Source organism: Tateyamaria armeniaca (assembly GCF_045797845.1).
GTDB lineage: Bacteria > Pseudomonadota > Alphaproteobacteria > Rhodobacterales > Rhodobacteraceae > Tateyamaria > Tateyamaria armeniaca.
Genome location: NZ_JBHDIY010000003.1, coordinates 1 through 14,928, shown reverse-complemented (window position 1 = coordinate 14,928; position 14,928 = coordinate 1). Strand labels below are relative to the sequence as shown.

The 14,928-nt window shown below is 60.6% G+C and carries 12 protein-coding genes and 1 pseudogene; 11 read left to right on the top strand and 2 right to left on the bottom strand.

From position 1 onward, the window contains the following. Positions 1 to 18 precede the first annotated feature (18 nt). Together ppsR and ACERZ8_RS20870 are read right to left on the bottom strand one after the other, a co-directional pair. Entirely contained in the window at positions 19 to 1,437 is a 1,419-nt protein-coding gene (gene ppsR / locus ACERZ8_RS20875) for a transcriptional regulator PpsR (protein ID WP_407594358.1), read from the bottom strand. Next, a complete protein-coding gene (locus ACERZ8_RS20870; RefSeq protein ID WP_407594356.1) occupies positions 1,434 to 2,216 on the bottom strand; it encodes a cobalamin B12-binding domain-containing protein in 783 nt (260 codons plus the stop codon). Before ACERZ8_RS20870 ends, ppsR begins: the two co-directional genes overlap by 4 nt. Before the next feature lie 310 nt (positions 2,217 to 2,526). Here ACERZ8_RS20870 and bchF point away from each other — a divergent pair, with 310 nt between their 5' ends. The 11 genes and pseudogenes from bchF (at position 2,527) to ACERZ8_RS20815 (ending at position 14,860) form a co-directional block, all read left to right on the top strand. Beyond that, positions 2,527 to 3,027 carry a 2-vinyl bacteriochlorophyllide hydratase gene (bchF, locus tag ACERZ8_RS20865; RefSeq protein ID WP_407594355.1) on the top strand — a complete coding sequence of 167 codons (501 nt, stop codon included), beginning with the start codon at positions 2,527 to 2,529 and terminating at the stop codon, positions 3,025 to 3,027. Next, entirely contained in the window at positions 3,024 to 4,310 is a 1,287-nt protein-coding gene (locus ACERZ8_RS20860; RefSeq protein ID WP_407594354.1) for a ferredoxin:protochlorophyllide reductase (ATP-dependent) subunit N, read from the top strand. The genes bchF and ACERZ8_RS20860 overlap by 4 nt, the downstream gene beginning before the upstream one ends. After that, positions 4,307 to 5,864 (top strand): annotated as a pseudogene (gene bchB / locus ACERZ8_RS20855) (ferredoxin:protochlorophyllide reductase (ATP-dependent) subunit B). The gene ACERZ8_RS20860 and the pseudogene bchB overlap by 4 nt, the downstream one beginning before the upstream one ends. Continuing rightward, complete coding sequence (locus tag ACERZ8_RS20850; RefSeq protein WP_407594352.1) at positions 5,854 to 9,414, top strand: magnesium chelatase subunit H; 3,561 nt, start codon at positions 5,854 to 5,856, stop codon at positions 9,412 to 9,414. Before bchB ends, ACERZ8_RS20850 begins: the two are co-directional and overlap by 11 nt. 94 nt (positions 9,415 to 9,508) lie before the next feature. Continuing rightward, positions 9,509 to 10,408 (top strand): ferredoxin:protochlorophyllide reductase (ATP-dependent) iron-sulfur ATP-binding protein, encoded by a 900-nt coding sequence (gene bchL / locus ACERZ8_RS20845; RefSeq protein ID WP_407594351.1) that lies wholly within the window; start codon positions 9,509 to 9,511, stop codon positions 10,406 to 10,408. 5 nt (positions 10,409 to 10,413) lie between these two features. Beyond that, positions 10,414 to 11,145 carry a magnesium protoporphyrin IX methyltransferase gene (bchM, locus tag ACERZ8_RS20840; protein WP_407594349.1) on the top strand — a complete coding sequence of 244 codons (732 nt, stop codon included), beginning with the start codon at positions 10,414 to 10,416 and terminating at the stop codon, positions 11,143 to 11,145. Beyond that, on the top strand, positions 11,142 to 12,566 hold the full coding sequence (locus ACERZ8_RS20835; RefSeq protein WP_407594348.1) for a PucC family protein: 1,425 nt from the start codon (positions 11,142 to 11,144) through the stop codon (positions 12,564 to 12,566). The genes bchM and ACERZ8_RS20835 overlap by 4 nt, the downstream gene beginning before the upstream one ends. Before the next feature lie 25 nt (positions 12,567 to 12,591). Then, positions 12,592 to 13,362: a photosynthetic reaction center subunit H gene (gene puhA, locus ACERZ8_RS20830; RefSeq protein WP_407594347.1), complete on the top strand. Its 771-nt coding sequence runs from the start codon at positions 12,592 to 12,594 to the stop codon at positions 13,360 to 13,362. A 67-nt stretch (positions 13,363 to 13,429) separates the two neighbouring features. Further along, entirely contained in the window at positions 13,430 to 14,062 is a 633-nt protein-coding gene (gene puhB, locus ACERZ8_RS20825) for a photosynthetic complex putative assembly protein PuhB (RefSeq protein WP_407594346.1), read from the top strand. Positions 14,063 to 14,067: 5 nt separating this feature from the next. After that, positions 14,068 to 14,544 (top strand): photosynthetic complex assembly protein PuhC, encoded by a 477-nt coding sequence (gene puhC / locus ACERZ8_RS20820; protein ID WP_407594345.1) that lies wholly within the window; start codon positions 14,068 to 14,070, stop codon positions 14,542 to 14,544. A gap of 19 nt (positions 14,545 to 14,563) precedes the next feature. Next, positions 14,564 to 14,860, top strand: a complete 297-nt coding sequence (locus tag ACERZ8_RS20815) for a hypothetical protein (protein WP_407594343.1) — start codon at positions 14,564 to 14,566, stop codon at positions 14,858 to 14,860. Positions 14,861 to 14,928: the final 68 nt, after the last annotated feature.

The following is a 14,928-nucleotide window of genomic DNA, read 5'->3' as shown; positions in this document are numbered from 1 at the left end:
CAGGCTTGACGCCTGCGATCAGCCGTCTTTGTTCAGCAGGCCAAACTTGCGCAGCTTGACGTATAGCGACTGGCGCGACAGACCCAACATCTCGGCAGCGGCCACGCGGTTGTTCCGGGTCAGGTTCACAGCCGTTTCGATGCACATCTTTTCAACGACATCCGTGGTTTCGGCCACGATTTCCTTAAGCGACGCAGACCCTACAAGGTCCATCACATTGCGGCCCGGGTCCGGCAGACTGCCCGATGTGTTCTCGGATTTGCGCACAGCCTCAAGACGGCTGACATCGCGCAAGATCAGCGCAACGGCGGGGTTTTCGGGATCTTCGAGGCGTGCGGCAGACACTTCGACCGGAACGCGTGCGCCAAGGTCATTGACCAACCGCGTGGAATACACCCGCATCTGTCCGGTCTTGGTCGCGTTTTCAAGCAACACGCCCATGTCGATCTGACCGCGCACCATGAAATCCGCAAGCGACGCGCCTACAACATCGCTCAGATGGGCGGCCCCAACCAGGTCAAGGAAGGCATCGTTCACCGACAGCACCGTGCCGCGCATATCGAGGAAAACGATTGAGTCTGTGGTCGAGCGGAACAGGGCCACAGCATGGCGCGCTGATGTATCGGGCTGCACAGATACGAAATCCTCGCCCCGCAACCGGCACATTAATACGCGCTGACCGGCCGCACGGAACACCGTGGGCTGGACACTCAGGGTTTGGCGTGTCCGCGTCGCGCGTACTGAGATCGGCTCAGAATCTTCGGACAAGGTCGCGTTCATCAGACTTTCGGTCAACTCGGCGCCCGAGCGTTCAGAGAACAGACTGGCAAAGGTCGCACCCATCAGGGATTCAGTCTTGAGGCCCAATAAAGCAGCGGCCTGATCGTTTGCATCCTCGATGCGACCAGTCTGGACTGACACAAAGACAACCGCATCATCGACGTTGCCCATGACCACCCGATACCGGGTGTCGAATTCGCGGCGCGCTTCATAGCCTTGTTCAAGTGCGATTTGCGCCTGCACGAGTTGTTGCTGCGTCTCCGCGATGGGTCGCAGATCACGACCCAGCAGAAGGACAGCATTTTCCTGACCAAACCTGTGGAACGTATAACGGACGGGGTATTGCCACGTCGCATTGTCGAGGTGGTTGAGTTCGAGCGACTTCTTGGGCGGTGACCCGGCCAGATAGGCCGAATGCGCGGCCTGAAACTTTTCAATGCTCTCTTCAGTCAGAAAATCGACAACTGCGCGGCCTTCCCAATGCTTGAGATTGCCAAAGCTGTCGTCCTGATTGTTGATGAGCACTGACAGAATGGTCCCTTCGGCAGAGACCACGAGCGCGATATCTGACGCGGCTGCAATGATGCTGCTGAGGAATTGGGGTTCGATCAATGGCACGGCGCCACTGGACCAGAAGTTGCTGCCGCCGGTCGTCATCGCTGACCTAATGCTTTTTGGCGCTTGGCACAAAAACCAACTACTTCAGTCGCCACGCTCGTCACAATATCAACGCCTGTCTTCTTCTTTATTCCGTCAACATCACCATGCAACGGCCCGCCGATGGCGAACACGGGTGCCTGATCTGTCGCCGCTTTGATCTTTTTTACAGTTTTTGTGACCGATGCCAATGCATCTATGCGGGCGCAGGACATTAACACCATGTCGGGTTTATCCACCAACGCGCGCGCAGTGATCTGTTCATTCGTTTCCGATATCGCAAGGCTAACGTCACAACCTGCGCGGCGCAACTGTGCGGCAAGCACACTGGCACCAAGAAAATGCTGTTCACCTTCGGGTACAACGATCAGCGCGTGCAGGGCGTCATTGGGGGACTGTCCGACCCAGATCAGCCCGTTCGATGCCTCGCCAAGCAGCGCCTGCAACCGCAACGCGCCAATTGTGACGTCGGCAAAGGTGATGTCCGAACACATCCACTGATCGCCCAGCTGGATGGCAGCCTGCGGGATATAGAGGTCAACAATGGCATCAGGGGTCAATCGGAAGCCGCGCAATTCATCCAGAATGCGTGCGGCATCGAACCCGGTGTTGTTCAGGATGGCACGACCCAGATAATCCAGCGCGATCTGACGGGCACCTGCGGCGGTGACGGTCTGCCGCTCACACAACATCGAAATCACCTGGCCGGCCAACGGCTCGATACCATTGCCGCCCTCTGTAAAAGAGGCGCTCGTGCCAAATGTGTCGTCTTGCGCCATGGATAACCTCGATCCGTTCAAACGCAATGAACAACTCTGGCGCGTCAGAGTCGCGGATACGCAGAAAAACACTCTGCCTCGACAGCCCTGTTGTCAACCAAGTTTGACAGTTCAGAGCGCCGAAGAGTTCGTGTCAGCAGCCCGTATCATGAATTTGCCCATAAAAATAGTGCTATCCTATGTTTTTTAGGGGCCTGAGCATCCTCGGACCGTGCAATTTGCCTCACAACCAGACTGTAACTTTTAATTGACACTTTTCCTCTCTAGCCGATAGTTTCACTGCATGGATTCAAGCCAAAGGCACGGCAGCATGTCGATGCATACCCAACCACAGCGCGCGCCCATCGGTCTCTACACAACCGAAGAACGCGCCCGCCGTGACGCAACGATCTGGACACCTGTTCAGGGTGTGCTGGCGCCCCTGCAATTCGCGGTGTTTCTGGTCTCGCTCGGGTTGGTTCTGCGCTATCTCGCGACGGGCGATGGATACGTCATCGCAACATGGTCCATCGTGGTCAAAACCGGGGTGCTTTACGTCATCATGGTCACCGGCGCGATCTGGGAAAAAGTCGTTTTTGGTCAGTACCTTCTGGCCCCTGCGTTTTTCTGGGAAGACGTGTTTTCCTTCCTTGTGATTGGCCTGCACACTGCCTATCTCTGGGCGCTTTTTTCGGGCGCTTTGGCCCCCCAATCCCTGATGCTTCTGGCGCTCGCGGCCTACGCTGCCTACGTTATCAACGCCGTCCAGTTTGTGCTGAAATTACGCGCCGCGCGCCTGCAAGCCGCCACCGTTCAGGAGGCGACCGCATGACCGAACTTCCCCGACTTCCCGCACAAGGCGGATGCCGTGACACGCCGATTCTAAAACAGCGCGGACAGCGCGAAGTGTTCTGTGGTTTGACGGGAATCATTTGGCTGCATCGCAAGATGCAGGACGCGTTTTTCCTCGTGGTCGGGTCACGCACTTGTGCGCATTTGTTGCAGTCAGCCGCCGGTGTGATGATTTTTGCAGAGCCGCGCTTTGGCACGGCGATTCTCGAAGAGACCGACCTAGCCGGTCTTGCCGATGCACAGGATGAGTTGGACAAGGTCGTCAGCGAACTGCTGGCCCGCCGTCCCGATATCAAGCAACTGTTCCTAGTCGGCTCCTGCCCGTCCGAGGTCATCAAGCTCGATCTCGCCAAGGCGGCAGAGCGGATGACACAAGCCCATGCGCCCCGGGTGCGGGTGTTGAACTTTTCCGGGTCGGGGATCGAAACGACCTTTACCCAGGGCGAAGATGCCTGCCTTGCGTCGATGGTGCCCGTCTTGCCGCGCGACGATCAGCGCCAACTGCTGCTGGTTGGTGCCCTGCCGGACGTTGTCGAGGAACAGGCGATCGGTTTGCTTGAGGCGATGGGCATCGGGCCGATCAAGGTGCTGCCAGCGCCACGCGCCACGGACGACCTTGGTGTCGGCAGTGGCACCGTTTACGCGCTGACCCAGCCGTTTCTGGGCGACACCCATGATGCCCTGACGCGCCGTGGCGCGCGCCACTTGCCTGCGCCCTTCCCATTTGGCGACGAAGGCACGACACAGTGGCTGGCCGCCATCGCGACGGAGTTCGGTGTCGCGCCCGAGTTGTTCGAAAATGTGACGGCAGCCCCGCGCGCCCGGGCCCGCAAGGCAATTGCCCAGGCCGCCGAAGGTCTGCGCGGCAAGTCAGTGTTCTTTTTCCCGGACAGCCAGTTGGAAATCCCCCTCGCCCGCTTTCTGACCCGCGAATGCGGCATGGACGCAATCGAGGTCAGCGCGCCCTTCATCCATAAGGGCATCGTTGGCCCCGACCTCGACATGCTGGCCGAAGGGCCGGTCATTTCCGAAGGTCAGGATGTCGATCTGCAACTGGACCGTGCCCGCACGGCGCGCCCCGATCTGACTGTCTGCGGTCTTGGGCTTGCCAACCCGCTTGAGGCCGAAGGTCTGGCAACCAAATGGGCCATCGAACTGGTCTTTACGCCTGTGCATTTCTACGAACAGGCAGGCGATCTTGCCGGCCTCTTCTCGCGCCCGATCCGCCGCCACGATCTGCTCAAGCTTGAGGCGGCGACATGAAGCTGACGGTGTGGACATATGAGGGCCCGCCCCATGTTGGCGCGATGCGCGTCGCGACTGGCATGAAAGGGCTGCACTATGTGCTGCATGCCCCACAGGGCGACACCTATGCCGATCTGCTGTTCACCATGATCGAACGCCGCGATCACCGCCCGCCTGTCACCTACACGACCTTTCAGGCGCGCGATCTGGGGGCCGACACGGCAAACCTGTTCAAGACCGCCGCACAAGATGCCTATGACCGGTTCAAACCCGAAGCCATAATTGTCGGCGCATCGTGCACGGCCGAGCTGATCCAGGACGATCCCGGCGGCATGGCGGAAACCATGGGCTTGCCTGTACCGGTCATTGCGCTTGAACTGCCCAGCTATCAGCGCAAGGAAAATTTTGGAGCGGATGAAACGTTCTATCAGATCGTCAAAGCTTTGGCCAAACCGATGGAGCGGACCAAGCAGATTACTGCCAACCTGATCGGTCCAACGGCGCTTGGCTTTCGGCATCGCGACGACATTCAGGAGGTGACCGCGCTGCTGTCTGACATGGGCATCAGTGTGAATGTCGTGGCCCCCATGACGTCGTCGCCTAGTGACATCGCGCGCATGGGTGCGGCACATTTCAATGTGCTGATGTACCCCGAAACCGGCGAAAGCGCTGCGCGCTGGATGGAAAAGGAATTGGACCAGCCCTTTACCAAGGTTGTGCCCATCGGCGTCGGGGCCACCCGCGATTTCGTGGCCGAGGTTGCAGCCCTGACCGGCAAGGACGCTTATCTGGATGACAGCCGTTTGCGTCTGCCGTGGTATTCGAAATCCGTCGACAGCACGTACCTGACGGGCAAGCGCGTCTTTCTGTTCGGCGACGGCACCCACGTGCTCGCCGCGGCGCGTGTCGCACAGGACGAAATGGGTTTCGAGGTTGTCGGCATGGGCTGCTACAACCGCGAAATGGCCCGGCCCGTCCGCGCAAAGGCGCGCGAGATGGGGATCGATGCGACGATCACCGACGACTATCTTGAGGTTGAGCGCACCATCGAGGCGTTGCAGCCCGAGATGATCCTTGGCACCCAAATGGAACGTCATATCGGCAAGCGCCTCGGCATTCCATGTGCCGTGATTTCGGCCCCGGTCCACGTGCAGGATTTCCCCGCCCGCTATTCCCCGCAGATGGGGATCGAAGGGGCCAATGTGCTGTTCGATACCTGGGTGCATCCGCTGGTTATGGGGCTGGAAGAGCATCTGCTGCACATGTTCCGCGATGATTTCGAGTTTCATGATGCCGCCGGTGCATCACATCATGGTGGCCATGCGCCAGCGGCGAGCGGGTTAGGGGGCCAGCCCCCGTCCTGCGGACTCACCACGCGGTTTTTCCGGTCAAGAGAACGTGCAGGGCGTGGATGTCATCTGGCTGGAAGATGCCGAACGGGAATTGAAAAAGATTCCGTTCTTTGTGCGTGGCAAGGCGCGTCGCAACACCGAGACATTTGCAAGCGAGCGCGGGGTCGCTCAGATCTCTGTCGATACGCTTTACGAGGCAAAGGCCCATTATGCGCGATGAAACCGGCATAACAGGGCGTCTGCCCGGTTACCGCGTGGTGATCATCACGCTGGACAGCCATGCGGCTGGCCCCGCGATGCGCGCGATGGAGCAGTTGACCACGGACTATCCCGGTCTTGATTTGCAAGTGCACGCCGCCGCTGAATGGGGCGAAAGCCCCGATGCCTTTGCCGCCGCAGAAGAGGCCGTGCGCCACGGCGACATCATCATTGCCAATCTGTTGTTCCTGGAAGAACACGTGGCGCGCATTCTGCCCGCCCTGCAAGCCCGCCGTGATCAATGCGATGCCATGATCGGCGTGATTGCGGACGCCGAAGTTGTCCGACTGACACGCATGGGCACGCTGGACATGACAGCACCCCCTTCTACGATGGGCAAGTTGATGAAGCGTCTGCGCGGTTCGTCCAAGCCATCGACCGAAAGTGGCGCCAAGAAGATGGCGATGCTGCGCCGTCTGCCCAAGATCCTCAAATTCCTGCCGGGCAAGGCGCAGGATTTGCGCGCCTGGTTCCTCGTCATGCAATACTGGCTGGGTGGGTCTGACGACAACGTCCGCGCAATGGTGCAGTTTCTGCTGAACCGGTACGCCACGGACACCGGCTGGGCCAAAGCACCCGAGGCGGCCGCGCCAATCGAGTATCCCGACACCGGCCTGTATCACCCCGATCTGGCGCAGCGGATCACAACCGATCCGGCTGATATCCCCGGACCGAAGGATGCCACACTTACAATTGGCCTTGTGATGCTGCGGTCATACGTTCTGTCCGCGGACACTGCACATTACGATGGGGTCATTCGGGCGTTTGAGGCCAAGGGCATGCGTGTCCTGCCTGCCTTTGCCGGTGGTCTTGATGCGCGCCCTGCGGTTGATGCCTATTTCCACGGCAAGATCGACGCGCTTGTGTCCCTGACCGGCTTCAGCCTTGTGGGTGGTCCGGCCTATAACGACAATGACGCGGCGGTCGAAATGCTCACCGCACTCGATGTGCCCTACCTCGCGGCACATGCGCTGGAATTCCAGACTCTTGGGCAGTGGGCCGACAGCAAGGGTGGCCTCGGCCCGATCGAAACGACGATGCTGGTGGCCTTGCCCGAACTTGATGGCGCTGCCTGCCCAACCGTGTTCGGGGGTCGTCTGGGGCCCGAGGGGTGCATGGGCTGCAACCACGCCTGCCGACCCCGGGTTGAGGCCAAGGCCATGGTGCCCTGCCCGGAACGCATTGAGGCCCTCGCGGAAAAAACCCGCCGACTGGGTGATCTGCGCCGCAAGAACAATGCCGACAAGAAGGTCGCCATCGTCCTCTTTGGCTTTCCGCCCAATGCCGGCGCGGTTGGAACGGCGGCGTATCTATCCGTATTTGAAAGCCTTTTCAATACGTTGAATGAAATGAAGGCGCGCGGATACACCGTCGACGTGCCCGAAACGGTCGATGCCCTGCGCGCGCAAGTGTTGCAAGGCAATGCCGCGCAATACGGGCAAGAGGCCAATGTCGCCGCCCATGTTGACGCCGATACCATCGTGCGCACCTCGCTACATCTGGCCGAGATCGAGGCGATTTGGGGCCCGGCGCCGGGTCGTGTGCAATCTGATGGGCGCGGTGTCTATGTGCTTGGGGCCGAGATGGGCAATATCTTTGTCGGGGTGCAACCCGCCTTTGGTTACGAGGGCGACCCGATGCGTCTGCTGTTCGAGCACGGATTTGCCCCCACGCATGCCTTTGCCACGTTCTACCAATGGCTGCGTGACACATATCTTGCGGATGCGGTGCTGCATTTCGGGATGCATGGCGCGCTGGAATTCATGCCGGGCAAACAGGTGGGCATGGGCGCGCGTGACTGGCCAGATCGCCTGATCGGCGAGATGCCCAACATCTATCTTTATGCCGCCAACAACCCGTCCGAGGCGTCGTTGGCCAAACGGCGGTCGAACGCGGTTACGATCACGCACCTGACGCCCCCGCTGGCGACGGCAGGCCTGTACAAAGGCATGGCAGAGCTGAAAGACAGCCTGACCCGCTGGCGCGCGATGCCCGGTACTGACAGTGCACGCGCAGACATCGAAACGCTGATCGCCGAGCAGGCAGAGGCAGTGGACATGGGCGGGATTGCGCCGGATGCGCTGTGGCTCAAGCTGCTGGAAACCGAGGACGCGCTGATCCCAGACGGTCTGCACGTTGTTGGTCAACCGCTGAGCGATGCGGCGCGTGCCGAATATCTCGATCTGATGCCGCATGCGGATGACGACGCACGCGCGCGGGTCGAGGCGCTGTTGCGCGAAGAAACTGAACTGGCCGGGATCATGCATGCCCTTGATGCCCGCTTTACCCGGCCCGTGGCAGGTGGTGATCTGATCCGTTCGCCCGAAATGTTGCCAACGGGCCGAAACATCCACGCATTCGATCCGTTCCGAATGCCAACGGCCTACGCCTGCCGTGACGGCGCGAAACAGGCGGAATTGCTGCTCGAAACTCACCCCACCCTGCCGCGTTCCATCGCACTGGTGCTGTGGGGGTCGGACAATATCAAATCCGATGGCGGACCAATCGCGCAGGCGTTGGCACTGATGGGCTGCACGCCTCGTTTTGACAGTTTTGGTCGTCTGGCCGGCGCTGATCTGATCCCAATTGAAGAATTGGGCCGCCCGCGCATCGACGTGGTCATGACCCTGTCGGGCATTTTCCGCGATCTGCTGCCCTTGCAAAGCAGGATGCTGGCCGAGGCCGCGCTGAAATGCGCCGAAGCGGATGAGCCACTGGATCAGAACTTCATTCGCGCCCACGCGCTTGCCTACGCAGAGGCGCAGGATGTCGATCTTGCCACTGCCGCCTTGCGGGTCTTTTCGAATGCCGAAGGGGCCTATGGGTCCAACGTCAATCAGCTGGTCGACAGTTCGGCCTTTGGCGATGAGGACGAGCTGGCCGACGCCTATGAGGCGCGCAAAAGCTTTGCCTACGGCGTCGATGGCAAATCCGCGGCCAATCCCAAGTTGCTGCAACAAGCACTCGCGGATGTGGAACTGGCCTATCAGAACCTTGAATCGGTTGAATTGGGTGTGACGTCGGTTGATCACTATTTCGACACGCTGGGCGGGATCGCCCGCGCTGTGAAACGCGCCCGTGGGTCGGATGCGGCTGTCTATATCGGGGATCAGACGTGCGGGTCCGCCAAGGTGCGCACGCTGAAGGATCAGGTCGCACTGGAAACCCGAAGCCGCGCGCTTAACCCGAAATTCTTCGAAGGGTTGCTGAAACACGGGTCCGAAGGGGTGCGCGCGATCGAAAGTCACGTGACCAACACGATGGGGTGGTCGGCCACGACCGGTCAGGTGGATGACTGGGTGTATCAGCGCATTTCCGAGACTTTTGTGCTGGATGAAGACATGCGCAAGCGGCTCGCCGATCTGAACCCCACGGCCTCAAGCCGGATGGCAAACCGCCTGCTCGAAGCCTCGGACCGGAACTATTGGGCGCCGGATGCCGACACGTTGGCGGCGTTGCAGGATGCGGCGGACGCGCTGGAAGACAAGCTGGAAGGGATCGCTGCCGAATGACCCGTTGCGTTGAAACATATCACGGGAGCCTCCGGCGGGAGTTTTCCTTGCAAGATGAAGCAGGGGATCTCTCCCCTATTGAAAGGAGGGGCGCATGAGCCCACTCGACAGAACACCACCCAACCTTCGGGGTCAGGATGGCGAAGGATCGGTGCAGGTGCACCAGGATGCCGATGCCAAGATCGAAGGGGCCAAGGTCTTTTCCGTCTATGGCAAGGGCGGGATTGGCAAATCGACCACGTCGTCGAACCTGTCAGCGGCCTTTTCCATGCTGGGCAAGCGCGTGTTGCAGATCGGGTGCGACCCGAAACACGACAGCACCTTTACCCTGACGGGTATGTTGCAGCCCACGGTGATCGACATCCTTAAAGAGGTTGATTTTCACCCGGAGGAGCTGCGCCCCGAAGATTTCGTCTCCGAAGGCTTCAACGGCGTGAAATGCGTCGAGGCTGGTGGCCCCCCAGCGGGTACGGGTTGTGGTGGCTATGTGGTCGGTCAGACTGTCAAGCTATTGAAACAACACCATCTTCTGGAAGAAACCGATGTTGTTATCTTTGACGTGCTCGGCGATGTGGTCTGTGGTGGCTTTGCAGCACCCCTGCAACACGCGGATCGTGCACTGATCGTCACAGCCAACGACTTTGACAGCATCTATGCGATGAACCGCATCATCGCCGCGGTACAGGCCAAGTCCAAGAACTACAAAGTGCGGCTTGCCGGGTGCATCGCCAACCGTTCCAAAGAGACCAACGAGGTGGATCGCTATTGCGACACGGTTGGGTTCAACCGCATCGCACACATGCCCGATGTGGACGCCATTCGCCGCTCGCGCCTGAAGAAAAAAACCCTTTTCGAAATGGACGACGATGAGGATATCGTCCGCTGCCGCGCCGAATACATGCGCCTTGCCGCGCTGCTTTACGATGGCACCGAAGGCATGGCCCCTGCCCCGATGGAAGATCGCGATATCTTTGAGTTGCTGGGGTTCGATTGATGGGAATGGCCCGGCATACCCAAGGCTTGTCGTCCCGCGCTGCGCGGGGCGAGGCCAAGGGCTATGACCAGACCCGTGCACGGGTCGAGGATTACTTTGACCGTTCCGCCACCAAGACGTGGGAGCGTCTGACGTCCGACGCGCCAGTCAGCCGCATTCGCGAAACAGTCCGCAAGGGGCGTGACCGCATGCGGGCGCTGATGCTGTCGCGTTTGCCCACCGATCTGCGCGGCGCGCGGATCCTGGATGCAGGATGCGGCCCCGGCATGGCGACGATCGAACTGGCAAAACGCGGTGCAACAGTCGTGGCCGCCGACATCTCTCCACAACTGATCGACATCGCCGAATTGCGCCTGCCACCCGAATTGAAACGGCAGGTCACGTACCGTGCAGGTGACATGCTGGATCACAGTTTGGGTCAGTTCGATGCCGTCATCGCGATGGACAGCCTGATTTACTACACCGCCGATGATATCGGCAGGTCGCTGGCAAACCTTGAAAAGCGCGTCAGCGGCCCGATTGTCTTCACGGTCGCCCCGCGCACCCCGGCCCTCATGGCCATGTGGTATGCGGGCAAGGCCTTTCCCCGGTCCGACCGCTCGCCCGTGATGATCCCCCATGCCCATCCGGCCCTTGCGCGTGCGGCCCGGGATCAGGGTGTGCGCCGTCTGCTGCGCCCGGTGGATCGGATCACATCCGGTTTTTACATCTCCGAAGCGATGGAGCTGCGCCCATGAGCACGCTCAAGTCCCTTTCGGCACGATACCTGCCCTTTGCCGATGCGGCATCGGATGGGTTGCCAATGGGGCAACTGCTGCGCCTGTCGCTGTTTCAGGTGTCGGTGGGCATGGCGTCCGTCATGCTGCTGGGCACGCTGAACCGGGTGATGATTGTCGAATTGTCGGTGCCTGCGATGATCGTGGCGATCATGATCGCGCTGCCGGTGTTGATTGCGCCGTTCCGGGCGCTGCTTGGCTTCCGCTCGGACACGCACAAGTCCGCCATCGGCTGGAAACGGGTGCCCTATATCTGGTTCGGCTCGCTTTGGCAGTTCGGCGGTCTGGCGGTCATGCCTTTTGCGCTGCTTGTCCTTGGCGGCGATGTCTATCACGAGATTCCATTCGCGGGCGAGGTGCTGGCAGCGCTTGCGTTCCTCATGACCGGGCTTGGCTTGCACATGACGCAAACCGCCGGTCTGGCGCTGGCCTCTGATCGTGCAACGGACGAAACGCGGCCCCGTGTTGTCGCACTGCTTTACGTCATGTTCCTTGTGGGCATGGGGATATCCGCGCTGATCATTGGTGGTTTGCTAAGCAATTACAGTGATTTACGCCTTATCCGCGTGGTGCAGGGCGCGGCAGTTGTCGGCGTTGCACTGAACCTTGTCGCCCTGTGGAAACAGGAAAGCGTCCGCCCGATGACCAAGGCGCAACGCGAAAAACCCCGGCCTTTGTTCCGGGAGGCGTGGTCCGACTATGCCGCTGGTGGTCAGGCCGGGCGCTTGCTGGCCTGCGTGTTCATGGGAACGATCGCGTTCAACATGCAGGACGTGCTGCTTGAACCCTATGGCGGCGAAATCTTGGGCTTGTCCGTGTCGGCCACGACGCTGTTGACTGCCCTGTGGGCCACTGGCGCACTCGCGGGCTTTGCACTGGCTGGCAAGCGGCTGGCGGCGGGGTCGAACCCCTATCGCCTCGCAGGTGCGGGCATACTGGCCGGGATATGGGCCTTCAGCCTCGTCATTTTTGCCGCCCCGATGCAGGCCAACATCCTGTTTTATGCAGGGGCAGTCATGATCGGCTTTGGCAGCGGGCTTTTCGCCGTTTCCACATTGACGGCGGCCATGACCATGCCCGCGCGGGGCACTGCAGGTCGGGGGCTTGCCCTTGGCGCATGGGGCGCGGCGCAGGCCACGGCTGCCGGGATCGCAATCGCTCTGGGCGGTACGTTGCGCGACTGGGTGGGGGCGATCGCCACATCCGGGGCATGGGGTGAGGCACTGAACACCCCCGCCACCGGATATTCATTTGTTTACCACGCTGAGATTGGCCTTCTTTTCGTCACTCTCGTCATCCTGGGACCGCTTGTGCGCACTTCGGCTCCTCTCACGCACACGGACACTGCACGGCCCATGGGCCTTGCAGATTTCCCAACATGACCTCTCGTAGGAAAGGAACACGACCATGACCGAGACATTTTTTGGCGAATTCGATCTGGCGAGCCTGTCGATCTGGCTTTTCTGGATCTTCTTTGCCGGGCTGATCATCTACATCCAGCGCGAAAACATGCGCGAAGGGTACCCGCTTGAGGATGACGAGGGCAAAAAGTCTTCAAACCCAGCGATGTGGCCGATCCCCAGCGACAAGACGTTCAAACTGCCCCACGGGCGTGGCGAAGTCAGCGTTCCATCGGGTCAGGCCCCCGAACGCGATGGAATCGCAATGAAACGCAGCGGCCCCGGAAACGGCTATCCGCTGGAACCCACGGGCGATCCGATGCTGGACGGTGTCGGCCCGGCCTCTTGGGCGCCGCGCAAGGATTGGCCGGAACTGGATGGTCATGGCCATCCCAAGATCATTCCAATGGCCGCCAAGGACGCGTTTTCGGTCAAGGCGGGTCGTGATCCGCGTGGTCTGCCGGTGATGTCGGGCGATGGCGAAGTCGTGGGCCGGGTTACCGATATGTGGATCGACGAACCGGAGCAGCTGGTGCGGTATCTGGAATACACGCTTGATCCCAAATGGGGCACGGGCAACCGCCTTGTCCCCCTGACCATGGCCCGGATCGGCAAAGACAAAGTCACGGTACGCAGCCTTTACGGCAAGCATTTCGGCACTGTGCCGCAACATGCCAGCGCCACGCAGGTCACCGTTCTCGAAGAGGACAAGATCTGTGGCTACTACGGCGGCGGCACCCTCTATGCAGACGCAAAGCGTCAGGAAACGCTGCTTTAGGCCCCACTCACCGGGGTGGGCAGATATGCCCGCCCTACCCCACCACCCCATCAGAAGGATGTGCGCCATGCCCCATGATGATTTTGAGATCGAGCCGGTCAAAGGGCTCCCGGAACGTCCCCCCGAGGGCGAGGAGATCCTGTGGCAAGGCAGACCTTCGACCTTTGCATTGGCCCGCGAGTCGCTGAACCTCTATTGGGTGATCGGCTATTTTGGCCTTTTGGCCGTGTGGCGGTTTGTGACGGTTGTTGACCTGATGCCCATCGGTCAGGCCCTGGCCGCCACGCTGCCTTTGATCGTGCTGGGCGCGGTTGTATGCGGGCTGCTGTATCTGGTTGCGCTCATTCAGGCCCGCTCGACCGTTTATACGATCACCACGTCGCGTGTTGCGATGCGTATTGGCGCCGCCCTGACCTTGACGCTGAACCTGCCGTATCGCGAATTGGGTACGGCGGCCCTTGATCTGCGCAAGGACGGCACGGGCACAATCGCGCTGGATACCAACGGCAACACCAAGCTGAGCTATCTGGTGATCTGGCCACATGCCCGCCCGTGGCATTTCGGGTCTACCCAGCCTGCCCTGCGCTGCATCCCGGATGCCGAACGGGTGGCAGACATCCTCGCCGAAGCGGCCGAGGCGCGCATCAACGTCCCGCAAGTTGTGCGTGCCACGCCGCTTGACGCGATGGCGGCGGAGTAAGGGCCATGTCTGACACGCAAACTCATCCCAGCCCCCGCATCCGGTCCAGCAACGATGAACTGGTGCCACGCGTTCTTGTACGCGCCGTTCTGGCCCTGTTGCTGGCGATCATGTCGCTGGTCACCATCTCGGTCCTGACCGACCGCCCCTTGGAAAGCACACCGCCACAGGGCGAGATCCTGACGGAGCGGGCCATTTTCCTGTCCGGCGACGCCTCGGGCGCTGCACTGGTGCTGGATGCCAACGGATCGGTTCTGGCCGATTTCCCTGCCGACAAAGGCGGTTTTGTTGCGGGGATCGAACGGGTCATCGCCCGTGAACGTGCAAAAAGCGGCGCAGATGCCGCCGCCCCCGTCCTGCTGCGCCTGCGCGCAGGCAACCGCCTGTCCATTTACGACCCCGAAACCAATTGGTCTGCCGAGCTGATGGGCTTTGGCGCCGACAATCTCCGCACCTTCGCCAGGTTGCTGAGCCAACCCTAACCCACTGGAGGAAGCCACCATGGGACTACTAACAAAGGACATCGAACGTGCCCCCTGCACTGTCGAAATCAGTCACAAATTCGAAAGCCTGCACGCGCATGTGCGCTTCAACAACGGCGCCGTGATCTATCCCGGCGACGAAGTGCAGGTGAAGGGGCCCGAAATCATGGCCCCGTTCGGTGAAGTCGTCACCGAAGACCGCGAGGCCGTGATTTTCCGCGCCTCTGCGCTTGAACGCCTTTGGACCCGCCTGACCGGCGATCTTGAGGTCATGGAACTCTGCGAATTCTCCTTTTCCGAAGAGGTGACGCTATGAATGTTCAGAACGCTGAAAAACATACCGCCGACGCCACATCCGTCGAAGAAGGGTTGGCGATCGCCCAG